The sequence below is a fragment of the Commensalibacter papalotli (ex Botero et al. 2024) genome (genome assembly GCF_947179115.1).
GTDB lineage: Bacteria > Pseudomonadota > Alphaproteobacteria > Acetobacterales > Acetobacteraceae > Commensalibacter > Commensalibacter papalotli.
Window position 1 is genome coordinate 259,714 of the sequence record NZ_CAMXCI010000001.1, and the last position, 23,326, is coordinate 283,039.

The 23,326-nt window shown below is 36.0% G+C and carries 25 protein-coding genes and 2 tRNA genes; 11 read left to right on the forward strand and 16 right to left on the reverse strand.

All coding sequences use genetic code 11. From position 1 onward, the window contains the following. Positions 1-13: 13 nt before the first annotated feature. Positions 14-1,027, reverse strand: coding sequence for a UDP-glucose 4-epimerase GalE (galE, locus tag QMN76_RS01195; protein ID WP_282065623.1), 1,014 nt, complete (start codon positions 1,025-1,027; stop codon positions 14-16). Between the two features lie 145 nt (positions 1,028-1,172). Between galE and QMN76_RS01200 the strand changes: the two genes are divergently transcribed. Then, entirely contained in the window at positions 1,173-1,952 is a 780-nt protein-coding gene (locus QMN76_RS01200; protein ID WP_282023116.1) for a L,D-transpeptidase family protein, read from the forward strand. 185 nt (positions 1,953-2,137) lie between these two features. Here the strand turns inward: QMN76_RS01200 and QMN76_RS01205 are convergent. The 5 genes from QMN76_RS01205 to QMN76_RS01225 form a co-directional block, all read right to left on the reverse strand. Then, a tRNA-Arg gene (locus QMN76_RS01205) sits at positions 2,138-2,214 on the reverse strand. 12 nt (positions 2,215-2,226) lie between these two features. After that, entirely contained in the window at positions 2,227-2,532 is a 306-nt protein-coding gene (locus QMN76_RS01210; RefSeq protein WP_034337345.1) for an ETC complex I subunit, read from the reverse strand. Between the two features lie 52 nt (positions 2,533-2,584). Then, positions 2,585-2,662, reverse strand: a tRNA-Pro gene (locus tag QMN76_RS01215). 69 nt (positions 2,663-2,731) lie between these two features. Further along, positions 2,732-3,202 (reverse strand): xanthine phosphoribosyltransferase, encoded by a 471-nt coding sequence (gpt, locus tag QMN76_RS01220; RefSeq protein WP_282023113.1) that lies wholly within the window; start codon positions 3,200-3,202, stop codon positions 2,732-2,734. After that, the gene (locus tag QMN76_RS01225; protein WP_034337341.1) at positions 3,199-3,528 is read right to left on the reverse strand and encodes a hypothetical protein; all 330 of its coding nucleotides are present in this window, start codon (positions 3,526-3,528) and stop codon (positions 3,199-3,201) included. The genes gpt and QMN76_RS01225 overlap by 4 nt, the downstream gene beginning before the upstream one ends. A gap of 294 nt (positions 3,529-3,822) precedes the next feature. Between QMN76_RS01225 and QMN76_RS01230 the strand changes: the two genes are divergently transcribed. Continuing rightward, the gene (locus QMN76_RS01230) at positions 3,823-4,320 is read left to right on the forward strand and encodes a hypothetical protein (protein ID WP_034337335.1); all 498 of its coding nucleotides are present in this window, start codon (positions 3,823-3,825) and stop codon (positions 4,318-4,320) included. Further along, positions 4,317-4,724 carry a hypothetical protein gene (locus QMN76_RS01235; RefSeq protein ID WP_034337332.1) on the forward strand — a complete coding sequence of 136 codons (408 nt, stop codon included), beginning with the start codon at positions 4,317-4,319 and terminating at the stop codon, positions 4,722-4,724. Before QMN76_RS01230 ends, QMN76_RS01235 begins: the two co-directional genes overlap by 4 nt. On the opposite strand, the gene QMN76_RS01240 is transcribed toward QMN76_RS01235, so the two are convergent. From QMN76_RS01240 to QMN76_RS01265, 6 genes are all read right to left on the reverse strand, one after another. Continuing rightward, on the reverse strand, positions 4,721-5,545 hold the full coding sequence (locus tag QMN76_RS01240) for an outer membrane protein (protein WP_034337329.1): 825 nt from the start codon (positions 5,543-5,545) through the stop codon (positions 4,721-4,723). The genes QMN76_RS01235 and QMN76_RS01240 overlap by 4 nt on opposite strands. 220 nt (positions 5,546-5,765) lie before the next feature. Continuing rightward, positions 5,766-6,575, reverse strand: coding sequence for a shikimate 5-dehydrogenase (locus QMN76_RS01245; RefSeq protein WP_282023108.1), 810 nt, complete (start codon positions 6,573-6,575; stop codon positions 5,766-5,768). 75 nt (positions 6,576-6,650) lie between these two features. Then, positions 6,651-7,067: a hypothetical protein gene (locus QMN76_RS01250; protein ID WP_051461856.1), complete on the reverse strand. Its 417-nt coding sequence runs from the start codon at positions 7,065-7,067 to the stop codon at positions 6,651-6,653. A gap of 1 nt (position 7,068) precedes the next feature. After that, positions 7,069-7,482, reverse strand: coding sequence for a hypothetical protein (locus QMN76_RS01255; RefSeq protein ID WP_282023106.1), 414 nt, complete (start codon positions 7,480-7,482; stop codon positions 7,069-7,071). Between the two features lie 57 nt (positions 7,483-7,539). Beyond that, positions 7,540-8,001, reverse strand: coding sequence for a hypothetical protein (locus tag QMN76_RS01260; protein WP_034337320.1), 462 nt, complete (start codon positions 7,999-8,001; stop codon positions 7,540-7,542). A gap of 4 nt (positions 8,002-8,005) precedes the next feature. Then, positions 8,006-8,476, reverse strand: a complete 471-nt coding sequence (locus tag QMN76_RS01265; RefSeq protein WP_282023105.1) for a hypothetical protein — start codon at positions 8,474-8,476, stop codon at positions 8,006-8,008. 205 nt (positions 8,477-8,681) lie between these two features. On the opposite strand from QMN76_RS01265, the gene QMN76_RS01270 reads away from it, so the two are divergent. The 5 genes from QMN76_RS01270 (at position 8,682) to QMN76_RS01290 (ending at position 14,327) form a co-directional block, all read left to right on the forward strand. Then, entirely contained in the window at positions 8,682-10,607 is a 1,926-nt protein-coding gene (locus tag QMN76_RS01270) for a trypsin-like peptidase domain-containing protein (protein WP_282023104.1), read from the forward strand. Next, on the forward strand, positions 10,604-11,347 hold the full coding sequence (locus QMN76_RS01275) for a hypothetical protein (RefSeq protein WP_282023103.1): 744 nt from the start codon (positions 10,604-10,606) through the stop codon (positions 11,345-11,347). The genes QMN76_RS01270 and QMN76_RS01275 overlap by 4 nt, the downstream gene beginning before the upstream one ends. Positions 11,348-11,351: 4 nt before the next feature. Next, the gene (locus tag QMN76_RS01280; RefSeq protein WP_282023102.1) at positions 11,352-12,593 is read left to right on the forward strand and encodes a hypothetical protein; all 1,242 of its coding nucleotides are present in this window, start codon (positions 11,352-11,354) and stop codon (positions 12,591-12,593) included. Positions 12,594-12,666: 73 nt separating this feature from the next. After that, a complete protein-coding gene (locus tag QMN76_RS01285) occupies positions 12,667-13,803 on the forward strand; it encodes a hypothetical protein (RefSeq protein WP_282023100.1) in 1,137 nt (378 codons plus the stop codon). 20 nt (positions 13,804-13,823) lie between these two features. Next, positions 13,824-14,327 carry a hypothetical protein gene (locus QMN76_RS01290; RefSeq protein WP_282023099.1) on the forward strand — a complete coding sequence of 168 codons (504 nt, stop codon included), beginning with the start codon at positions 13,824-13,826 and terminating at the stop codon, positions 14,325-14,327. Between the two features lie 243 nt (positions 14,328-14,570). On the opposite strand, the gene QMN76_RS01295 is transcribed toward QMN76_RS01290, so the two are convergent. Continuing rightward, positions 14,571-15,044: a hypothetical protein gene (locus QMN76_RS01295; protein ID WP_034337301.1), complete on the reverse strand. Its 474-nt coding sequence runs from the start codon at positions 15,042-15,044 to the stop codon at positions 14,571-14,573. Between the two features lie 126 nt (positions 15,045-15,170). Then, entirely contained in the window at positions 15,171-16,268 is a 1,098-nt protein-coding gene (locus QMN76_RS01300) for a branched-chain amino acid aminotransferase (RefSeq protein WP_282023098.1), read from the reverse strand. A 323-nt stretch (positions 16,269-16,591) separates the two neighbouring features. Between QMN76_RS01300 and gabD the strand changes: the two genes are divergently transcribed. Continuing rightward, a complete protein-coding gene (gabD, locus tag QMN76_RS01305; protein WP_282023097.1) occupies positions 16,592-18,040 on the forward strand; it encodes an NADP-dependent succinate-semialdehyde dehydrogenase in 1,449 nt (482 codons plus the stop codon). A gap of 52 nt (positions 18,041-18,092) precedes the next feature. Here the strand turns inward: gabD and QMN76_RS01310 are convergent, their stop codons facing one another. Next, on the reverse strand, positions 18,093-19,079 hold the full coding sequence (locus QMN76_RS01310) for an MYG1 family protein (protein WP_034337294.1): 987 nt from the start codon (positions 19,077-19,079) through the stop codon (positions 18,093-18,095). A 250-nt stretch (positions 19,080-19,329) separates the two neighbouring features. Beyond that, complete coding sequence (leuA, locus tag QMN76_RS01315) at positions 19,330-20,997, reverse strand: 2-isopropylmalate synthase (protein WP_282065632.1); 1,668 nt, start codon at positions 20,995-20,997, stop codon at positions 19,330-19,332. Positions 20,998-21,186: 189 nt separating this feature from the next. Between leuA and QMN76_RS01320 the strand changes: the two genes are divergently transcribed. Together QMN76_RS01320 and QMN76_RS01325 are read left to right on the forward strand one after the other, a co-directional pair. Next, a complete protein-coding gene (locus QMN76_RS01320) occupies positions 21,187-21,936 on the forward strand; it encodes an AraC family transcriptional regulator (RefSeq protein WP_282023094.1) in 750 nt (249 codons plus the stop codon). Between the two features lie 55 nt (positions 21,937-21,991). Beyond that, positions 21,992-23,323 carry a PIN domain-containing protein gene (locus tag QMN76_RS01325; protein WP_034337285.1) on the forward strand — a complete coding sequence of 444 codons (1,332 nt, stop codon included), beginning with the start codon at positions 21,992-21,994 and terminating at the stop codon, positions 23,321-23,323. The last annotated feature ends 3 nt before the right edge of the window (positions 23,324-23,326 follow it).

Sequence of the window (23,326 nt, forward strand, 5' to 3'; positions counted from 1 at the left end):
CCTTAGTTATAAATTAAATAAATCCTTTGGGATTTTGGCTTTGCCAGTTCCATGAATCTTTGACCATGTCATGGAGGCTCAGTTTGGTTTCCCAATGAAGTAATTTTTTTGCTTTATCAGCATTTGCCCAATAGGCAGACAGATCTCCAGCACGACGTGGTGCATAATGCCAAGCTAGTTTTTTACCAAATACATCTTCAAAAGCAGCAATGACCTCTAAAACACTATTCCCGTTACCTGATCCAAGGTTAAAAATATGTGAACCCTTATGATCTTGATTATATTTTAGTGCAGCTAGATGCCCGTCAGCTAAATCCATCACATGAATATAATCACGCACGCAAGTTCCATCGGAGGTTTCATAGTCATCACCAAATACAGCAAGAGATTCTCTTTGACCAATAGCAACCTGGGTCATATATGGCATTAAATTATTGGGAATTCCTTGAGGATCTTCCCCCATCAAACCAGATGGATGAGCACCAACAGGATTAAAATACCTTAGTAATGTAATAGACCAACCGTTTTCAGCAATATTAAGGTCTTGTAAAATCTTTTCGATAAAAAGTTTGCTGCGCCCATAAGGTTGGGTTGGCTCACCCGTTTCCATCGTTTCAACATAAGGAACAATAGGCTGTGTGCCATAAACCGTAGCAGATGAACTAAAGATTATTTTTTTTACATTTGCATCACGCATGGCTTCAAACAAGCTTAAAGAGCCATAAACGTTATTATCATAATATTCCAATGGTTTTGATACAGATTCACCAACAGCTTTTAACCCTGCAAAGTGAATTACACTATCAATAGTATTTTCTTTAAAGATTTTGTTTAATAAGGCCTTATCACGTATATCCCCTTGATAAAATTTTGGTTTTTTACCAGTGATCTCTTTAATGCGATCCAGGACAATTTCTTTACTGTTACATAAATTATCAATTACAATCGGTTCATATCCTTGGTTAATTAATTGAACACAAGTATGGCTGCCGATATATCCACATCCACCAGTAACTAAGATTTTCATGAAATTAAGACCTTTTATCAAAGAGACTATAAATAATAATTAGAGAAATTATATCGTTAAAGTAAAATTATACAAACATCTTCTTCTGAATAAAGGGTGGTATATGTATGATAATGAATGATGAACAAAGAGAGCTTGATTAAATATGAAAAATTATCTGCACTTATTAACAGTTAGTTTCTGTGTATTGATGCTGTCTGCTTGCACAATGACCCCTAGACAAAATGCCATTGTTCAGTGGAAAAAAAATCAGCAAATGATTTTGGTTTTATCCTCTGATTGGAATAGTAACCAAGGAGTTTTATTGCAATTCGAATATAAACATTCTCGATGGATTCATATAGGTCAGTCTTTCAATGTTTCATTAGGAAAAAATGGTGCAGCGTGGGGAATAGGGTTACACCCATACGTCAGTCAAGGTATTGTAAAGACAGAAGGGGACATGCGTAGCCCAACAGGAATTTTCAAAATAGGATCAAGTTTCGGATACGCTAAGAATGTTGATCGTTCGTATCCATATCAAGCATTAACTAAGGATGATTATTGTATCGATAATAGTCTCTCCCCATATTATAATCAAATAGTAAACCATCAAAAGGTCCTATTTAGCTTGCCTCAAGATTCGACCGAACCTATGCGGCGTGATATTCATTATAATGGAGATCAACTTTATAAATTAGGATTTGTTTTAAATTATAATCCTAACAATATTCCCAACGCGGGGAGTTGTATTTTTGTCCATCTTAGAAAAGATCGTTATGCCACAACAGCAGGATGTACTTCTATGGATGAAGTTCATATGCGTGCGTTGTTAAGTTGGCTTAATAGTGAACGAAATCCAGTTTTTGTTTTATTGCCACTAGAAGCTTACGAACAAAAACATAAAGAATGGAATTTACCGAATATAAAATGGGAATTTAAATGATTAAGATCAATAAACTAATGAAAAAATCATTTATAAAATGTATAGTTTGTTCATTACTAGATTATTATAATACTGGTTAAATTGACGAATTTAAATCGTAAGTATTGTATAATCTTAATATGGACAATGTTGACTGTTTTTTGAACATTGAATGTAATTATTTATATTATACTATAAAGATTTTATGGTGCGCCCTGCTGGATTCGAACCAGCGGCCCACAGCTTAGAAGGCTGTTGCTCTATCCTGCTGAGCTAAGGGCGCTTAAATAAAATCCTAGTGTGTCCAATTCATTTTGCGGTTATGATGATAATTATCTTCATAATTTTTTACTACAAAACGAGTTGTTCCTGGTTCTTCTATATCATAAGGAATAGATTTACGCTCAGCATAAGCAATTGCTTGTTCTTTGGTTTGAAAAGAAATGCTTACTTGAGTTTGTGTATCGTTACTGCCAACCCAACCAGTAATCGGGTCATGAGAACGAGGAGAGGATTGTCCATAATCAAGAACCCATAAATGACGAGCATGTCCTGATTGTGTTGCCTTTTTGGCGCGTTTGTAAATACGAGCCTTTGCCATATAATCCTCTTTGTTTTTTAAGTAAGCTCTAACCTAAGTTAGAGTTTATTAATGGTCGGGGAGCCCGGATTCGAACCGGGGGCCTCTTGTACCCAAAACAAGCGCGCTAGCCAGGCTGCGCCACACCCCGAATGAGCTTTTAATTAGATGGTTCTGAGCAAGAACGCAAGTCTTTTTTATAAAAAAAATTCATTTTTTTTTATTTTTTAATTTTGATTAAAGGAGGAGCAAAAGCTGGTGCGGAATCCCAAGGAAATAAAATCCATGTATCCTGTTGAACTTCCATAATAAAATCATCAGTGCATGGTTTACCTGCTGGCTTTGCATATAAACAAACAAAATATGCTTTGGGTAATAATTTACGTATCGCTTTGGCAGTGATACCCGAATCAACCAAATCATCAACAATTAAGAATCCTTCACCATCACCAGCAACAGTAGGATGTTTGATGATTTTTAACTCGCCTTGTTCTTCTTCATCGTAACTAACGATTGAAACCGTATCGATTAATCGGCATTCCAGTTCTCTGGCAATGATGGCGGCGGGAATCATCCCTCCACGTGTAATAGCAACAATTCCTTTGAATTGTCTGTTGCTGAGTCGTTCACTAAGAGTGCGAGCATCTCTATGCAGTTGATCCCACGAGATGGTCATATAATGTGTTGTCATGAAAATAAAGAGCCTCCGTTAGGGATACAGTAATCTGGTTGAATAGGGATGTAATGCCCATCACTATCAAGCATACAAAGTAAAATAGTGTTTAATGTTTTGATATTCTTTTTATATCCTGGAAAGTTAATTATCGCACAGACATGTTTTTCCAAGAGGGATTCAACATTAATATATGGAACGGCTTGTAATAAACACGTTCTGATGCCGATAATTGAGCCAAAATTAACTTTCAACAAATAGCTTCCTGGTGAGGATATAGCATCTGCGTGAATAATTGTGCCTGCACGAATATCAAAAGAATAGGAAGGAGAAGAATTTGCCATCGTATTTTGAATATAAAGTGATCAATAAACGTTTAACCTATAAAAAAAAGAACGCTAAGAAAAGGTAAATATGTCAAACAATAAAAAAAATATGGGTTACGTGTTTTATTTTTATAAATGTTAATATATCGTTTACTTTAATTTTATTCTTCTGTAGTCGATAAAATATTAGAAAACGAGTTTTATATGCAAATATATTTTTTAAAAAAATGGTATCTAGCCATAAGTTTTTTCTTGATATTTTTGCTGATAGGTTGTGCTTCATCTTCTGTTCCAAATCTGAAAAGTGTCACCATGACACCAGAGCGTATAGCTAGACAAAAAATACAAACTCGTTTTTTCGAAGTTGAACAACCAGATCGTTTAATACGTGCAGTAATGAATGTTATTCAGGATCAGCATTATACGATTCGAGAGTCAAATATCCAAGCTGGAATGGTTTTTGCAGATCAAACCAATGAATTAAACGCACCATTTCGATTGTTTGGAATGCCTGTGACAGGATATAATCAGGGAAATATGCCTGGATTTGGATTGTCTTTTGGACCTTCTTTGGATTTTGGAAATGGCTCAGATATTCCTTATGTGCAACGCCATCTGGGTTCAATCTCGGTTGTGATTTATCCTGTTATGGATAAAAAAGGGTATGAAATGCATGTTTCCGTAGAATTGCGCAGTTTTTTAAACACAGGAATGTTAAACCGAGTTTGGCTTGTTAAAGACCCAGCGCTTTATCAAAAATTCTTTGAGGCTGTTTCCAAGGCATTATATCTAGAGGAGCATCCAGTATGAATAAAAGTAACTTATGGGGTGGTTTCTTAGTCTTGTTGATGTTGGCAGGTTGTAGTGGTTCTGATGCCCCAACTGATTTACAGTTGACAAAAACATTGCCTTCACAACTCAGGAATATGCAAAGCAAGCAGTTTAATCAATCAAATCAAAAGATTGTTTTGCAATCTATTATAAAAACATTAGCCAGCCTAGATTTCCAAATTGTCCGAGTAGATGTGCAACTCGGAATAATTGAGGCAATGCAGCTGGATCATGATCATATTATGCAGGTTAACGTTGTTATTCAACCTGCATCTGGTCGAGGTAGTTTAGTGCGAATAAATGCACGATATAATCAATATCCTGTTGAAGAAACGCAATTTTATCAACGTTTCTTTGACACACTATCACGCAATTTATATTAAAAATTATAGGTTATCCCTAGCATGATATCTTGAGTAACAACTTTTATTTTTGATTTCTCATGCCGACCAAGGTAATATGTTGACGCAGGTTGTCTCCATGTGGTGAGTGATGATTTGCCAGCACCTAAATATCGATAGCTAAAATCGAGATCAAAATCTTCATTAATTTTATATCGAACACCAGCGCCAGCATTCCAAGCAAAGTTGTTTGTAGTACGTGATCCTTTAATACCGTTTTTATAATATCCTGTCATTTGATTGCTCGTATCATAATCTGTATAAGAAACGGTTGGTTGAGATGTATGCTTAAATGATGCTAGGCCAACGCCAGCCATAAGATATGGGGTAAATGCAGATTCATTTTTAAAATCATAAAAGCCATTGAACATAAACGTATTTAGTTGGACTTTGTTATTAATTTTATTTTCATAATCAGATCGTCCTTCTAACCAAGAATAGCGAAGGGATTGGCGCTCACGCAGATAATTTGAACTGTCACCCATACGTGCCATAACATCGATTTCAGCACGAACAGGAACATTAAAACGATTATCAAAATTATAACCCACAGCAATACCACCACCTAGTCTGGCATTAGTGTGTGTACCACCTGATTTTCCATAATAAGTTTGATTAAAACGTGTTTCAGTTTCGTAATCATAACGTTGATAGCGCTCAATATATTTCTGATTTTTCTGTTGTAAAACAGAGGCTCCAACTTTTCCAGTAATATAAAACCCGGAATGCTTATTATCAATTGCAAAACTAGTTGTTGTTACACAAATCATACCAGCAACTAGCAAGAGATACTTTTTAAACATAATGAAAAACCTAAACTATTTCATGTGGCGAATAATTTTCATTTATATATAAAAAAATTTAAGAATAGTCATAAAAGAGATGTTTGTTTTTTTTGTAAAAGTATGTGTTGTGATAACAACACATACTGTTGTTATGTATAATCTGAAAAAGTAAAAATGCTCTGATAAAGTATTAAGTTTATACTCTCAGATTAATTAATTTTTTATTCAAATATTATAATTAAGATCTAGAAAATTTTGAGGCTTCTAACATCAGATTTTTGTCTGGACGCACGCCTGTATAAAGTTCGAATTGTTCCAAAGCTTGCAATGCAATCACCTCTGCACCTGTAATGACTGGTTTATTGTGTTTCCGCGCAGCTTGAATAAGGGGTGTTTCAGAAGGGAGAGCCACAACATCAAAGATATAATTAGCTGTCATAATCTCTTTTTCTGTAAATGCTAAATCATTTTCTTCAATCCCACCAGACATACCAATAGGTGTTGTATTTACCAAAACTTCACTTGGATTTTGTGGCATTTCTTTGGAGTATTTAAAGCCATATTTTTTAGCTAGACTCATCCCATGTTCTTCATTACGGGCATATATGATAACGTTGGTAAAACCATTATCACGAAAAGCCGCAATCACAGCCTTTGCCATGCCACCACTTCCCCTTATAATAACTGTCATATTTTTATTGCTATAATTTTGTTCAACAAGTTTTTTTACTGCAAGATAATCTGTATTATAAGCCGTTAAGTGACCATTATCATTTACTATTGTATTAACTGAATTAATGGCCTTGGCTGTTTCTGATAAGGTATCCACAAATGGAATACAACTTTCCTTAAAAGGCATAGATACGGAACAACCCCGAATTTCCAAAGCCCGTACGCCTTTGATAGCATGTTCAATATCTTTGGTTGTAAAAGCTTTATAAATAAAATCTAAACCAAGTTTATTATATAAATAATTATGAAACTTGGTGCCCGTATTACTTGGACGAGCAGCAAGAGAAATACACAGTTTGGTATCTTTGTTAAGCATAATAGACTCCTTACTTTGTGTAATGAATAATGAGTATCTATTAATGGTAACCTGCATCTATAAAATGTAAATGCGTTAATAAATTTTGTTAGCGTTTAAAAAGGCTGCTTGAGATAAATGATTAAAGAAATTTTGATAAAAAACAGGATCATCATCCATAGGAATATTATTCCTTCGTCCTGATGCTCGAACGGTCATTGAGTGAGTGATTGGCTGTATAGTTACGGTAATTTCTGTAATATCATTGGCAAACTGAGCAGCATTTACAAAGCCCAGTTGATTGTCAATCCTGCCAATAATATATCCCATATCTTGCAAGGTTGAGACTATATTTTGCAACATTTTTTGTGTATCAGTTGTTTCAAAAGATCGGCTTTGAATAGCTCTGAGTGATAATGTTTGATGAGTTTGAGCTTTTACGTATTGGGCAGGAAAAGTAAAAACCGCTCCTAAAAGCAAAGAGCGGTATAAGTTCGAATGAAATAGGAACATTTTAAAAATTACTATATCGATAAGAGAAATCTCTTACTTTTTTCTGATCATCAAATTTAACAATGAGGGTCAATGTGCGTTGAGATACGCTGGTAGTATTTGCTTTATTTCCGATGCCCAAGATTAAAATTGTTGCCCATCCGCCAGAGTTTGTATGTGCACGCATGGTTGAAATACGATCCCAGACCCATACTTCGCGGTGCTGATCATCGGTTGTTACTATGTTGGGTGGTCCAAAAGTCTCAATGACTGCAACACTGCTCATACCATTATGAAGCTGGCTTTCAATAGTACCCAACGTTAATCGAGCATCTGCATTTTGTGCTGCTTGCACATCACTTATTTGTTGCGGTGCAGATTTGCAGGCAGAGAAAAGGGCAAGTAAAGGGAAAATTACATATTTTAAAGAACGCATCTGAGGCTCTCTGTCAAAGGGATAAGGGGCGATAAAATTATTTTATGATGAAAAAGGTTAATTGGAAAGATTTTCTTTTTGTATAAATAAAGATTTTGATAGAGGCTCAAAAAAGTCTTTTTGATAAAAAACAGGATCCATAATAATTTCATATCCTGTCGTATTATTACTGAACAAATTGGCGTTTCTTATATAGCGTTGTGCATTGGCGCGAACGGCAAATTGTTGTGGGTTTGTTTGATAGGCAATGACACTGATTAAAACATTCCCATCTCGTTGTGCGGTAATTTCTGCATTGTTACTGTTGACTTTGACAATATTATATCCTTGGTCTTGCAGCGTGGTCAGAATGGTTTGCAAAAGTATTTCTTGGCTTGGGGCAGAAAAGATGCGTGTTTGATTAATTCTTTTTTGTGTGGTGGGTGTTTTTATGGATGGATCATCGTTTGCACAGCCAGTTATTCCGATAGCAAAGCTTATGATTGCAACTTTAAATAGATGAGAAGGGAAAATTTGCATTTAATTAAGTCTTGTTGATGTGGATTGAATATGAAAAGGCATTAAAAAACTGTTGGTATAAAATTGGACTTTGAACCGTGCTGGATTGCCTTGGGGGTTGTCCTGCCAGATTGGCGCCTTCTTCACCATAATAAAAAGGAGAATAACTAAGTGATAACCGACAAGTAATTTTGGCTTCTTTCCCTGGGTTGAGAACTAGGGTTAAAGTAGCTTGGATAATCGTGTTTTCATCAGGCCGCGTTTGATTGGCCTTGATTAATCCCAATGAGGCCGAGCTTTCAGTAATGATAAATCCTAGATCTTGAAAAGTTGCTATTCCTATACTCAAAGCTTGTGCTTGATTAATGCCTGTAAATTCTCTGGTTTGTAAAGCACGAATAGCCAAAGGAGATGTGACTATATCTTGGGCATAAACAGCAATCGGGAAAGGGTTTAAGGCTAACGTTAAAATAAAGAAAGATTTGTATAAACTCATTTAATAAATCTTTATGCTATGAAAAGCGATTTTCTAGGTAAACTAAGATTTCAAGTTTATTCTTTTGCTCAAGATTATCAAGTTTAATTTTGTGACAGAGACTTGGGATAATTCTTTAAAATTGGTAAGTTATCAAGGTGCTTGGCAAGGATGTTATAATAGATTAAAGTAGCAATAATTTTGCACTCTAAATGTTGAGAATATAATGGCACTTTACCTTCTTGGAAAAACAAGTTTTTATTCGTCAGAAGACATTGTCATTAATGGGCGTATAATTTATGAGCAATACCCTCAGATTGCTCAAATCCTAAAAAAGCATTGCCCAACGATCAGCCTTGCTGAACCTACGATTACCGCTAATAAAGAATCTGATGATTCTTTTATTAGTTGGTACGCTGATACGAAAACAGAGCCAACTTTACCTTTGGAAAATCAACAGGATTTCGTTGAACAGAAACTGGCTGAAGCAATAACATCCTTATCAGATGCTTATCCTGAGGGAAGTGCAGATAGAGCGTTATTGAACGCTGCGTTATCGGTGCAAAATAAACAAGATATTTTGATTGCGAATGATCAAATTGTTATCAAAGGATGGGGACAGCCTGGATTGTCCCTTTTTTCTCAATTTACGCCTCAAAAAGAAATACCCCCTTTAACAGAATCTTTGACAGAGCAACAGCAAGCAGCGCCCCTTAAAACAGTTCCTCCTGTGATGGGAACGGCACAAGCGATGCCTAGAACGGTAGTTGGTTCTATGAATAAAATGCCGATATATTTAACACGACTAGTTGCCGCAGTTTTATTCTTTATTATTGGCTTGTTTATTGGTTGGCGATTAATTTATGCAGAGCGCCCAACTAAAATTGCCAAGATTCCAGTGATAGAGGCACAAGATCTGGTGCGTAAGAAACCAGAAATAGAAAAAAAGAATAAAGACCTAGAAGACGAAATTAAAAAGCTTGAAGAGCAATTAAAGAACCCACCTTGTGATCTTGAAAAAAGTAGGGCCGCACCAGAGTTAAATAAAAGTCTTGATAACTCATCTACACCAATGAAGTCGGATGGTAAAAATTTCCAAGGGAGCCTGCCAGAGCTTTTGGAAAAGAGTACTGTTTTTATTTTGGTCAAAGCAAAAGATGAAGATGGTGATGAGGGTGTTGCTATGGGAAGTGGCTTTTTTGCGACTCCAGAATTAATTGTGACCAACAGACACGTTGTTGAAAACTCTGAAGATAATACGGTATTGGTAACCAATAAAGCGTTGGGCCAATTCAAAAAAGCTCATATTATGTCCATCAGCGACCGGTCAAGTGATGTTAATTCTTTTGATTTGGCAGTATTAAAAATAGAAGATGCGCCCCCTCAGCAGCCACTTAGCTTTACTTTGGAGGCTCAACCTTTACAAACGGTGGTTGCTGCTGGGTATCCTGGTATGATTCTTCGTCAAGATGGGGCTTTGAAACGGTTAGCTCAAGGCGATATTACGGCCATTCCTGGTGTTGTGTTAACCAAGGGCGAGATCAATGCTATTCAAGTCAATTCAAATGGTGAAAAAGTTATTCCTCATAGTGCAGCGGTTTCGCCAGGTAATTCAGGAGGAGCCTTGGTCGATCTTTGTGGCCGTGTTGTTGGCGTAAATACATTTGTGACAATGGATAAAGAAACATCTTCTCACAGTAATTATGCTCAAAAATCAGATGCAATTGTCAGGGCTTTGCAAAATGCCAATATTCCAATTCAAGTAAAGGCAGGTGCTTGTAACGATACAACTCCGTCTCAATCATCAGAACCTGAAAAGAATTCTGATACACCTAATAAATCTGAAAATCACGAAGAGTCTACTGCACCACCTGATCAAAAAAACGATGCAACCAAGCCAGAAGAAAGTAAAACTCCTTCTGTGCCAACGGTATCAGAAAAGAAACCTGATACATCTTCTAATACACCTGAAAAACAAAAAGAGCCTGCTGTTAAGCCTGATCAGAAAAGTGATGCTAATAAAGAAAATAACAACAAAGGATCTTCTGAAAATACTGCACCAAAAGCTGATCAAAAAAAAGATAAAATCCCTTCAACAACGGCAGATAAAAAACCAGATCAGCCCTCCGCCACTCATGGAGATAAACCATGACCTATCAGTTTATAGCAGGTAAACCTGTTACAACAACGAATTTTAAATCTGTTCAACCTCTTGGGGTGGGCGGGCAACTTGTGTTGGAACAATGGGAGGCCTTGTATCAAATATTAAAATATGAGATCAGCCCTCAATGTGCAGGATTGTTGTTGGAACCTGTTATTGATCGACAAAGAGGTGAGGTCGATTGGTATATTCCCTCTGATTTACAATCAGCAAAGACCTCTCCAGTTTCTAGGCAAGACTTGTTACAAAAAGCCGATCGCTTTATTGCTCAAGCTAGGCAATTAGCCAAAAAAATGGCTAATTCCTCTGATATGGTTCAAAGACAAAAAGGGGCTTTGCTTGAACAAGCGTTAAGTTATCCGTCTAAGGATTATATTATTGAGACACCCTATGGCCCTGCGTTGATTGCGTGGGGGCATCAATCCAGTGAAAGTGATGTTGAACATGTGGCCGTTGTTGCTGCGAAAGGGGATCAGCAAGGTATAAAATCCACTTTGATTTTACCCCCTCCAATTTTACCGATTAAACAGCAAGGGCTTTTATCTTATTGGCCTTGGTTAATGGGGCTATTATTATTAATTTTAATGATTATTTTGCCTTGGTGGGAAGGTATTATTCCTGTTCAATATTGTCGTTATTATTGGTTAGCCCCGTTGATTTTACTATTGATATTATTACCGCTGATTGGTCTTTTTGTGAGAAATTACTTTTTGTCTGCTAAAAGGAAATAATATCATGGTTGTGGTCCTAAGCAGGCAAGATGTTCATCAATTAACACCTTTATGTCCCAGAGAAATTGGGTTATGTGATCGTTTAGTTCATGAAATATCAACAATCGCCAGTTCTGAGCATGCAGCTCTTTTTGCGCGTGTTGAATATAATAATAATATTGTAAGATGGAGCGCAGAGGGTAAAGATTTTACGCCGTGGAATAAACTGAACTCATCTCAACAAGAAGCCTTATTAAAAGCTATTCAGTCTATATTGTCGGATATTCAACTTCAGTTGCATGATTATCCAGATATGATGATAGCGCAACATTTTGATCAATATCGACAAATTCCATCTACAGAGTATATTTATGCAGTTGATGGTAAACCTGTATTAACAGGCTGGGGATATGGCGGGGATAAAGGCAGCTATGACCCATTGGGTACATTGTTGGTTTCCATTACACCTCAAAAAAAATATCCATGGTTTATGTTCCCATGGATTACGGCATTAATGGCGTTATTTTTAGGTGTATTAGCGTCTTTATTATGGAATGTTTCTCGTCATTCAGACAAAGTTTGTTATGCAACTTATCCCCTGGTTAAAGAGGTCGAGGATGCCTTAAAAGAACAAAACAATAATAATGATCTTACTAAAAAGCGCGATGGTTTATCAAAAGCGTTGGAAACTTTAAAAAAACAATGCAAAATTCCACCTGTACAGCCATTAGAACCACAAGATGTGCCAGACCTGAAGCCTTTACCAGAAGAGCAAAAAGTTCCTGAATTGCCTCCTGTTCCAGAAGTGGATAAGCTACCTAATCCAGAAACTGTTAAAAAGCAAGAAGTTCCTCAACCCAAACCTGAACCAAAACCCGATAATAAAGCTGCTTTGCCTCAAGATTCTTGGAATAAAAAAGATAAATCTATGTTAAATGGTTGTTGGCATTTAACAACGCATCTAGAGCTTTATGAACAACGTTTATTTGGCTCATCTCACCAACCGGTAACAAACTGGAATTTATGCTTCAATCCTAATGGTGCAGGAAGACAAGTCTTAACCCGTCGTGATGGGGGAACGTGTACTGGCCCCTTAAACGCGCAGTTCCAAGGGAATCAACTGGTTTTAAATCAACCAACAGATTGTCAAGGGGCTTTCCATTTAATTCCTGGACGTAATGTTTGTACGAGAATAAATGACCAAGAAGCTCGTTGTACATATATAGATGCTGAAGGGCACCAATCTACGGGAACGTTCAAGCGTTAAATTATAGAAAATATAAATATTAAAATTAAGATTGGTTTAATAGAGAGCAGATGTGCACAGGAATAAATAAGATATGAATTTGATTTTAGCACAGCACTCTCTTGGTCAGTTGTTTTCTTTATATAAAAAAACGCCTGAACAAGATCAAGAATTCATTCGTGAAGTATCTTGGAAGGTAAGCCTTCAGCATGCTGCTTTATTTGCCAAACCAAATTTTATAAAAGATACAATTTATTGGCATTCTGAAGGGCAAAATACAGTTTCTTTGCAATCATTGTCAAAGGCGCAACAACAAGAAATCATTGAAATCATTCAACTGATATTAATCGATATTGCTTCTATTGCCAGACTTCACCCAAATGACAAATGGTCTCGTTCTTTCAGTCTTTGCAGTTGTTTTCCCTCGTTGGATTATGTGTATGTTGTGGATGGTCGTCCTGTTATTACTGGATGGGGATATGCTGGGGAGAATGGGTTCTATGATCCATTACAAGGAGAAACAGTAACAATCAAAAAACAAACACAACGGTTTTTATGGTTAAAATTTCCATGGGTTACCGCTTTAGTTGCTTTGTTTATGGGTGTTTTAATTTCATTACTGTGGCATGTTACTCAGCATTCAGATAAAACATGTAATGTTCAATATACTTCAGCTCTAGAGGTGGAAGGTGCGTTGAGAGCTCAAGATAAAAATCAAGAGCTTAATAAAAAACGGGATATATTATTACAGTCTCTGAAAAACTTAGATACACAATGTAAGGTGCCACCCGTTCATACGCAACAACCTCAAAATACACCTGAATTAAAGCCAAAATCACAACAAACAATAGATTTGCCAAAAGAATTTTGGAATAAAAAAGAAGTATCAATGCTTGATGGATGTTGGAATTTGACAACACCGTTAACACTTGTGTCTCGCCAAAGTAAAAAAATTGTTCCAGTTAAGACGTGGCAGGTTTGTTTTAATGAGGCTGGTAAGGGTAATCAAGCAATTACGATGATGAATGGTGTTTCTTGCAAAGGGCCTCTTGCTGCGCGGTTTGAGGGTACAAAAATTATTTTAGAGCAGCCCAAAAATTGTGATGGTGAATTTACGCTTGTCAAAGGAAATCATACTTGCACCAGAATTAACGATCAAGAAGCAAGTTGTATTTACAAAGACGAAGAGCAAAAAGATTCTCATGGAAGTGTTGGTATTTTCAAACGATAAATAAAATAGAAGTAATTGTAATGATTAAAAAAATATTCTTAATTACCGCAGGTCTACTTTTCCCGTTGATCACGAATGCGGGCGAACCAGTCTATCAACTGGATGGTAAAGATGGAAACTGGTCAGCTTTTCATTATTATGATCCACAGTTACAAAAAGTTACTGCATGTTTTGCTCTGTCTAATGATTTAACATTAGGGTTCAAAAGTAATGATGAAGGAGTAGGGTTATTACTTTGGGATAAGCAAGGAAACCTGGTTCCCAAAACAGATTCTAAGGCTGCAATTACTGTTGGTAAGCAACATTTTATTTTTATGATGCAGGCAATGGATAAAAATATATCTATGAATAGGTTAACTGAAACTGATTTTAAAGGGTTATTGCAAGCTTTGTCTTATGGGCAGATTGCTTTGCTTGAGTACCAAAAACATCCCGTTTCTATGGTAGATTTATCCGGATTACCCAATATGTTAGTCAAGTTTCATCAATGTATCGAAAAAGCCAAATTTAAAGATTATAAATAGGATAAATGGTTTGATAACAAAAGGTTGATAAGAAGATGTGTTTATACTTAATGAATATTTTGTCTTGTTGAATAATGGGTATTTTTTAAAGCAGCTATTATGCTTATCAAATTGCCAGAAATAATAATCTGTGCACTCAGATATGATTTTGGTATAGTAGCTATTATTAATCCAGCGCAAATGCCAAGTTAAATGATTAATATAAAAAGGCTTTATAAAATAAAGCCTTCATAGAATAAACAGTTATTTTACATCTTGTGCTTGCTTCAGTTTTTCAAAAGCAGCTCTTTGTTCAGGGGTCAGTTTGCTTAACTGTTCTGGACTAACATTTTTCAATTGTGTTTGCATAGCTTTTTGTGATGTCTCAATTAGTGCTTTGCGTTCTTCTGGTGTCATTTTAGCCATCATATCAATTTGTTCAAGAGCTTTTTCTTTTGCTGTTTCAAATTGTTTTTTTTGCTCTGGAGTAGATGCCTTTTTAATCATAGCATCCATTTGTGATTCAACCACTTTTCTTGATTGTGCTATTTGTTCTTTTTGTTGCTCTGGAGATAACTTATCGAAAGCAGCCATTGCGCTGGCCATATCATTACCAGCAGGAGCTGAAGAAGCATGAGGTGCAGTGGTTTGCGCATATACTTGAGATGTGATCCCAGCTGTTAATAAAGCTGTACATACACCAACGGATAGCATGATTTTTTTTGAAATTAATTTCATGATAGACAATATCTCCAAAACACTTAAAAGGTTAAGCTTGTATAATATTGATAATTATACAAGCTTTTATAGTATAATAGTTTTTATAAAAAAGCTATGAACTAATTTGATCAAGTATAATAAATATTATTTTACTTCTTGAATCCATTGATGTGTATCTGTGGCATTGCCATATTGAATATCAACAAGCATTTTATGGATTTCTTGGGTTAGTTTTCCAGGATTTCCATCGTGGATTTGATATTCACCCTCTTTATTTTTAACAAAACCAATTGGCGTTACAACTGCTGCTGTACCACAAGCGAAAACTTCACGGATTTTACCAAGCTCAATATCTTTGATCCATTGTTCAGCAGAATAACGTTCTTCACGAACAGTAATCCCTTTTTCTTTTGCAAGGGTAATAATAGAGTTGCGGGTAACACCAGGTAAAATAGTTCCCCCCAAAGGTGGTGTTAATAATGAACCATCATCCATGACAAAGAAAATGTTCATTCCGCCCATTTCCTCGATCCATTTATGTTCACCAGCATCCAAGAAAACCAATTGGTCGCAATTATTTTTTGTTGCTTCTTGTTGAGCGAGTAAGCTTGCAGCATAATTACCACCACACTTTGCTTCACCAGTTCCACCAGGCGCAGCACGGGTGTAATGTTCTGAAATCCATACAGTTACTGGTTTTGCACCTTTGGAAAAATATGAGCCTGCAGGAGAAGCAATTAACATAAATAAATAATCAGGGGAGGCTTTTACCCCAAGATAAGGAGTGCTAGCAATCATAAAAGGACGAAGATATAAAGTACCAACGGATTGATCTGGAATCCAATTTTTTTCAATTTTAACGAATTCATGAACTGCTTGTAAAAAATAGTCTTCTGGTAAAGGTGCCATTGCCATACGTTTGGCAGAGTTAATAAAACGTTTAGCATTTGCCTCTGGGCGGAAAAGTAGTATACGACCATCTTTTGCTTTATACGCTTTTAGCCCTTCGAAAATTTCTTGTCCATAATGAAAAACACAAACCGCAGGATCCAAGCTGATATTCCCGTATGGCTTGATATGTGCATTATGCCAACCTTTTTCTTCATTATAGTGAATTAGCAGCATGTGGTCTGTGAATTTTTTTCCAAAACCAGGGTCTTTTAATATTTCTTGTCTTTGATCTTCTGATACGGGGAATGAATTTTGTTCGAATGCAATTTCAAGACTTTTCCCAGAGCTCATTTTCTTATCTTTCTTTAATTGGCTATTTTATGTAATTTTATTACAAAATATATAACTACAAAATTCTTTTATTTGCAAGAGTTTTAGTTTTATATAATTATCAAGACCGTTATAAAATAAACAAACTTTGTATAACAAGCAAATTTTATGATAAATAGCGTTTTTTATATATTAATATATAACGCACTTGAATGTGATTTTATCATATATAAGATTAACGGCTAGAATAGGAGTAATTTTTATAATTAGAAGCTTAATGCTAACAATTATAAAATACCAAAGTTACTCACAATAATACTAGATCAAATGAGAAAGAAGTTATTATGAATCTAAAAAATCCATCCTTATTTCGTCAACAATGTTATATTAACGGCCAATGGCTTGATGCAGACAGTGGTCAAACAGTTAACGTAACAAACCCAGCGACGAATGATGTGATTGGTACTGTGCCTAAAATGGGTGCAGATGAAACACGCAGAGCAATCGAAGCAGCACAAAAAGCACAAGTTCAATGGCGCAGAAAAACAGCCAAGGAACGTTCTGTTATTTTGCGCCGTTGGTTTGATCTGGTGTTAAAAAATCAAGAAGATCTAGCGTTATTATTGACCTTAGAGCAAGGTAAACCTTTGGCAGAAGCAAAGGGTGAAATTGCATATGGTGCGTCGTATCTGGAATGGTTTGCCGAAGAAGCAAAACGTATTTATGGAGATGTTCTTCCTGGGCATATGACGGATAAACGTATTACGGTTTTAAAACAACCTATTGGTGTTACAGCTGCGATTACACCTTGGAATTTCCCTAATGCAATGATTACCCGTAAAGCTGGGGCGGCTTTGGCTGTTGGATGTTCGATGGTTTTAAAACCTGCAACTGCAACGCCATATTCTGCATTGGCTTTGGCTGTATTAGCTGAAGAAGCAGGCTTGCCAGCAGGGGTTTTAAATGTTGTAACAGGGGCTGCTAAAGCAATTGGTGATGAATTATGTAACAATCCAATTGTTCGTAAAATAACCTTTACAGGCTCTACGGAAATTGGTGCAGAATTGATGAAAAACTGTGCTGCAACTGTTAAGAAAATGTCTATGGAACTGGGTGGAAATGCACCATTTATTGTTTTCGATGATGCTGATCTTGATGCAGCGGTCGAAGGGGCAATGGTATCTAAATATAGGAATGCCGGTCAAACTTGTGTTTGTGCTAATCGTCTTTATGTTCAAAAAGGTGTTTATGATGCTTTTGTTGAAAAATTAAAAATTGCAGTTGGTAAATTGAAGGTTGGTAATGGTACAGAAACTGGTGTTACTATCGGACCAATGATTGATGCTAAGGCTGTTGCAAAAGTCCAAGAACATATTGATGATGCTGTTTCAAAAGGTGCTAAAGTTGCTGCGGGTGGTAAGGCATTAGGCGGTAATTTCTTTGAGCCAACTATTCTTGCAAATGTTCCAACCAGTGCAGTTGTCTCTAAAGAAGAAACATTTGGGCCTTTGGCACCTGTATTTTGTTTTGAAACAGACGAAGAGGTCATTCGTTTAGCAAATGATACAGAATTTGGTTTAGCTTCTTATCTATATGCGAATGATATGTCTCGGATCATCAAAGTATCAGAAGAATTAGAATACGGCATGGTTGGTATTAACACAGGTTTGATTTCTAATGAAATGGCACCTTTTGGTGGTATTAAAGCTTCTGGTTTGGGTCGTGAAGGATCTAAATACGGTATTGAAGATTATTTAGAAATTAAATATCTTTGCTTAAGTATCAAGCAATAAGTTAAATAAAAGGCTATTTAGAATATTCTAAATAGCCTTTTTATTAAGAAGGTTAACCTCCTAATGTTTTTTCAGCTAAAGCAATTGCAGATTCTTTGGTTTCTGTAACAGCAATAAACAAGCCTTTATGCACAAATTTCGATCCTGGAATTCCTGTTTCAGTAGCTAGAGCTTCACCCTCTAGTCCACCCCAGCTGGCTGGGAATAATTTACGCCGATCATTACCGTGCATGCGAATGGGAACCGTTCCAATACGCCATTCATTTTCTGCTGGGTATATGACAAGCTGTGTAGCCCATGCGTTGGCGAAAATAGGATAAATATGAGGCATCCAACGAGGGAGCATTAAAATACGTTTATCTGGACTATTTTTATAAGCTTCTTCAGTGCATCCAATGGCTCTGAGGCGAGCAAACTCGATATTTAACTGATAAATTAAAATAGTACGAACAATTTTCGATGCTTCAAAAAAACGCTCTAGTTGAGTCGAGGAATCATCTGTATCCCATGCTGGATTAAATACATTGATAATAGAGGAAAAATTTAATCCATTTTCAGGACGCATTTTACCGTTATCAATGGCATCAATAGGTATAACGAGTGCTTTTTCAATAACATTATGTGCGATTTTACGAGATTTATCATCAAGATCAGGTGCCAGTTTTTGAATTACGTCCAATCCAAATGCACGCCAAATTAACCCAGCAGAGCTGTAGGGAATGGTTCCCTCTATACCCTTGGGTGTTTGTTTGATATCTCTTTCTGGTGCGCCAATTTGATGATGGTCAAAAAGACGTTTTCCATCAAATACCCCCCCTACATCAAAGACTATATCTGCCTTTTCAATAATTTCAGTATCCCGCGTTCTTTCTACTTTAAAGGGGCGGTTATCTAAATCTAGTGCTAAGGATAATGTTGTGAACGAAAAAACATCATCAATATGAAATCGGCCATTATGGGTAACAATCAAAAGTTCTTTGTTACGATCCATGAGCCCTTCTGTAAGAGAATCAGAAGGAATTGTAACTGCACTAGACATAATGTCTCCTGTGATAAAAGCTATTAATATATAAAAATGTTAATTTTTGCCTATCATAAAGAAAAATAAAAAGAGAAGCGAGTGTAAAATTGTTTTTTAAGCTATGTATCAAAATCGATTATTTTTTTATACTATGTGGCTTTTCTTAAGATTGATTATAACAATTTATAATATTTTAATATTTGCAGAATTACTTTAAAACAGTATAAGAGGCTCTTAGTAGTTTTTGGACTAAGAGCCTCTTTAATGATTATCCTATAAATTTACTGACTGCGTTTAATAGCGCTTTTAATGAAGAGCTAAGAATATCATTATCAATAGCAACCCCCCAGAAGCTCTCACCAGTTTTATTAGAACATTTGATATAGCTTATTGAACGACTATCACTATTTTTCCCTAAAGTATGTTCATTATATTCTACAATACGAAAATCTAGATGTGTTTTTTCTTTTAAGATTGCTGTTCCTGCGGATAATACACCATTACCTTCACCTTCCATTGTTGATTTTTTACCATCAATATTCAATGTTAATTTCAATTTGGTGTTGTTGGGCGCATTTTGCTCGACATTGAATTCTTGCAAGGTCAATTTGTTTTGACCTGTTAAGCCATAGTGCTCACGGAAAATAGACCAGATTTTAGCAGGGGTTAATTCATGACCTGATTGATCTGTTTTTTGTTGAATAATAGTACTAAATTCACGTTGTAAATGTGGTGGCAATTCAATTCCATGATTTTGTTGTAAAATCCAAGCAGCGCCACTTTTTCCGGATTGACTGTTTACGCGAATGACGGCTTCATAGCTACATCCCAAATCAGCAGGGTCAATTGGCAAATAAGGCATTTCCCAATAAGTATGATTTTGTTTTTGGCGATTTTGAAAGCCTTTTTTAATGGCATCTTGGTGGCTACCAGAAAATGCACTGAACACTAAATCACCAACATAAGGATGCCTTGGATGAATTGGAAGCTCGTTACATTCTTTGACCACTTCACCAATATGTTTAATATCATGGAAATCAAGGTTAGGATGGATCCCTTGGGAATATAGATTCAAAGCTAATACAACCAAATCAGCATTGCCCGTACGTTCGCCATTACCAAATAAGCATCCTTCGATACGATCAGCACCGGCTAGTAAGGATAATTCTGCGGTTGCAATGGCGGTGCCTCGGTCATTATGAGGATGGACGCTGATACATACTTTGTCTCTTTGTGAAAAATGCGTGCAAAAATATTCGATCTGATCGGCAAAGACGTTCGGAGTGCTGGCTTCTACAGAGCTGGGTAAATTGATAATCATTGGTCTTTGTTCGGAAGGTTTCCATACATCAGCCACCGCTTCACAAATACGAATGGCGTAATCGATTTCAGCCAACGAAAAATTCTCGGGCGAATATTCAAATGTCCAATGAGTTTCTGGATTTTTATTACAATGATCGACCACTAATTGTGTGGCTGTCGTGGCCATATCGATAATTTCGTCTTGAGATTTATTGAACACAATTCGTCTGAAGATTTCCGCAATGGCGTTATAGACGTGAATGACGACTTTTTTTGCACCCTTTAACGCTTCAAAGGTGCGTTCGATCAATTCTGGTCTGGCAGCCGTTAATACTTGAATAGTGACATCTTCAGGGATCATGTTGTTATCAATTAAGTAACGAACAAAGTTAAATTCTGTCTCAGAGGCGGATGGAAAGCCGACTTCAATATGTTTAAAGCCACAATCGACTAACAACTTAAAAAAGCGAATTTTACGATCATGATCCATAGGGTTGATTAAAGATTGATTGCCATCACGCATATCCACAGCACACCAAATTGGAGCCTTGGTAATGGTGTTATTCGGCCATGTGCGTTCAGGAAAAGGGAATGCGTTAAATGGGCGGTATTTTGTTTCTGGATTAGTCAACATTGGAGTTTACCTTTTTAAAATGTCTTTAATAATGACGATTGAGATCAGTATAACCAAGGTAAATTTGATTCGCTTTTGAAGCCCAGACATGTTTTTTCTCAAAATGGACAATTTGTTCTATTATTAGCATTAAAACTGCTGTAAATTATCGTATGTTCGATAATATATAGCATGAATGGTTAGTCTGTTTTGACCCTCTTATCCGTTAAAGAATATCATTTTTCGAGTGAGCATTTTGAAGACAAGTTGCATCGGCATGAATGTGTGCAATTATTGGTCATTAAAAAAGGGCTGATTCGAGTAGAAACACAGACAAGCTGCTCGGTCATTACAGAAAAAGATGGTATTTGGATTATTGCAGGGTCGATGCATAGGCTGACAATGCTTAAGGATACGTCTTTATATAGTATCTATGTTGATCCGTTTGCGCGTGCTGATTTTCCCTATAAAACTCAAGTCGTGAATGTTTCGCCGTTAATGCATGCGTTGATGCCAAAACTGGTTGGGATCGATAGTCATTATTTACCTCATTCTATTGAAGAATGGACGATTGAACTTTTTTTAAATGAATTACGTTCTTTGTCGGATTTATATGCATTCGAATTGCCTTATCCCAAAGATCTGGAGTATCAAGAAATCTGTCATTATATTTCTGAAAATTTAGACTACCCTTGGTCTGTGGCTGATTTTTCTAAACGATTAAAGGTCAGCGACCGCACAGTCACACGTCAATTCTATAAACAAACAGGGTTGAGTTTTGTCGAATGGCTACGCAGAAAACGGATGCAAGTCGCTTTGGAATTATTGACCTCTGGTGAACCAATTACTCAAGTTGCATTACAAGTTGGCTATGACAGCCCCAGCGCGTTTACGACTGTGTTTAAACAAAGGTTGGGTTTTACGCCTAGAGATTATGTGAATAAGGTGATGGGTAAGTAATAATAATGTTTATATAATAAACAAAATATAATCGTTTCAACTAAAGAGAAACTGAATGCACAAATTATCCTTAATTGTAGATACTAATTTTTTTCATGAATGTAGAGAAATCGAGACTCTGAATTGGGCTATATTAGGGAGTTTTGATAGCATTAATGTGATTGTTACTTCGCGTGTTATAGCAGAGCTAGATAAGCAAAAAAATGATTCTAAACCAAGAATTAAACGTCGTGCATTAAAGGTTAATACAATCTTAGCAAGTATTATAGATGCTAATTTAGAACCTTATGTAATTCAAGAAACGGTTCCGCGTGTTTTACTAACAGTTGAGAATATAGCACCATCTCGTCAATATAGTCATATTTTAGATGATCGTGTAACAGATGATATGATTGTTGCAACAGCATGTGCACTAAGGGATAAATATCAAGATAGAGAATTCTATTTGTTGTCAGGAGATTTGGGCGTAGCAGCAAAAGCATTAGATCCAGACATTCAATTAGCTTTTAAGCGTATTCCTGATGAATGGAAACGTGGTTTAGAGGAAGATGAAGAGCAAAAAAAAATACGGCGGTTAAAAGAAGAACTAGCTAAATATACAAAACAAGAGCCTGATATTCAGATTTCTGTAAAGAAGAAAGATGACCAAGAGAAAACAGATAAACTAGTTTTATCGCGCGATGCTTTTGTTTCATTAACCTATGAAGAAGTGCGTAAATTAGAAAAATATTTAAGAAATCAATATCCCGTAGAACCACAACCATATTCTTTAGTAATGTCACATATTAATCGCTTTTATAATGCTAATCCTGGAATTACTTTAGAAGAATATTATAATTATGAAAGAGAACATAACTATTGGTTGATAGAGAGTGAAAATGAATTTTCTAAATTAGATAAAAATTTTAATAATAACCTTTCTTGGATAGCTTGTATCTCTATTGATAATCAAGGGAGTATTCCCGCACAAAATGTTACTGTGCGTTTAACAGCGAAAGGAAAAATAAAAGTAGCTTATTATTGTGAACGAAATATAAGTAGAAATATTTTAACTAATCCTCCTTGCTTACCCTTTGCTAGTGGAATAACAGCTAACTATAATCCATATTCTAAACAACGTAATTTAGATAATATAGATTACCAACCATATAAATGGATAGAATTTACATTTGATTCTTTACAGCATCAGATTGGTGCTCAAAAATTATGGATAGATATATTTGCTGAGGATATTGATGAGCAGCTTAACGCCGCAATTGAGGTGAAAATATTTGCAGCAAATATACCGACTTCTATTAAAAAAACTATTTCCGTTCAATTACAACAAAAAAAGTGTTTGGCATTATTCGATAAAGCTAAAGAAATGATTGATCATATTGCAGATTAAGAA

Coding starts and splice junctions, on each gene's coding strand:
- galE (WP_282065623.1), bottom strand. CDS start 1,027: ATGAAAATCTTAGTTACTGGTGGATGTGGATATATCGGCAGCCATACT.
- QMN76_RS01200 (WP_282023116.1), top strand. CDS start 1,173: ATGAAAAATTATCTGCACTTATTAACAGTTAGTTTCTGTGTATTGATG.
- QMN76_RS01210 (WP_034337345.1), bottom strand. CDS start 2,532: ATGGCAAAGGCTCGTATTTACAAACGCGCCAAAAAGGCAACACAATCA.
- gpt (WP_282023113.1), bottom strand. CDS start 3,202: ATGACAACACATTATATGACCATCTCGTGGGATCAACTGCATAGAGAT.
- QMN76_RS01225 (WP_034337341.1), bottom strand. CDS start 3,528: ATGGCAAATTCTTCTCCTTCCTATTCTTTTGATATTCGTGCAGGCACA.
- QMN76_RS01230 (WP_034337335.1), top strand. CDS start 3,823: ATGACACCAGAGCGTATAGCTAGACAAAAAATACAAACTCGTTTTTTC.
- QMN76_RS01235 (WP_034337332.1), top strand. CDS start 4,317: ATGAATAAAAGTAACTTATGGGGTGGTTTCTTAGTCTTGTTGATGTTG.
- QMN76_RS01240 (WP_034337329.1), bottom strand. CDS start 5,545: ATGTTTAAAAAGTATCTCTTGCTAGTTGCTGGTATGATTTGTGTAACA.
- QMN76_RS01245 (WP_282023108.1), bottom strand. CDS start 6,575: ATGCTTAACAAAGATACCAAACTGTGTATTTCTCTTGCTGCTCGTCCA.
- QMN76_RS01250 (WP_051461856.1), bottom strand. CDS start 7,067: ATGTTCCTATTTCATTCGAACTTATACCGCTCTTTGCTTTTAGGAGCG.
- QMN76_RS01255 (WP_282023106.1), bottom strand. CDS start 7,482: ATGCGTTCTTTAAAATATGTAATTTTCCCTTTACTTGCCCTTTTCTCT.
- QMN76_RS01260 (WP_034337320.1), bottom strand. CDS start 8,001: ATGCAAATTTTCCCTTCTCATCTATTTAAAGTTGCAATCATAAGCTTT.
- QMN76_RS01265 (WP_282023105.1), bottom strand. CDS start 8,476: ATGAGTTTATACAAATCTTTCTTTATTTTAACGTTAGCCTTAAACCCT.
- QMN76_RS01270 (WP_282023104.1), top strand. CDS start 8,682: ATGGCACTTTACCTTCTTGGAAAAACAAGTTTTTATTCGTCAGAAGAC.
- QMN76_RS01275 (WP_282023103.1), top strand. CDS start 10,604: ATGACCTATCAGTTTATAGCAGGTAAACCTGTTACAACAACGAATTTT.
- QMN76_RS01280 (WP_282023102.1), top strand. CDS start 11,352: ATGGTTGTGGTCCTAAGCAGGCAAGATGTTCATCAATTAACACCTTTA.
- QMN76_RS01285 (WP_282023100.1), top strand. CDS start 12,667: ATGAATTTGATTTTAGCACAGCACTCTCTTGGTCAGTTGTTTTCTTTA.
- QMN76_RS01290 (WP_282023099.1), top strand. CDS start 13,824: ATGATTAAAAAAATATTCTTAATTACCGCAGGTCTACTTTTCCCGTTG.
- QMN76_RS01295 (WP_034337301.1), bottom strand. CDS start 15,044: ATGAAATTAATTTCAAAAAAAATCATGCTATCCGTTGGTGTATGTACA.
- QMN76_RS01300 (WP_282023098.1), bottom strand. CDS start 16,268: ATGAGCTCTGGGAAAAGTCTTGAAATTGCATTCGAACAAAATTCATTC.
- gabD (WP_282023097.1), top strand. CDS start 16,592: ATGAATCTAAAAAATCCATCCTTATTTCGTCAACAATGTTATATTAAC.
- QMN76_RS01310 (WP_034337294.1), bottom strand. CDS start 19,079: ATGTCTAGTGCAGTTACAATTCCTTCTGATTCTCTTACAGAAGGGCTC.
- leuA (WP_282065632.1), bottom strand. CDS start 20,997: ATGTTGACTAATCCAGAAACAAAATACCGCCCATTTAACGCATTCCCT.
- QMN76_RS01325 (WP_034337285.1), top strand. CDS start 21,992: ATGCACAAATTATCCTTAATTGTAGATACTAATTTTTTTCATGAATGT.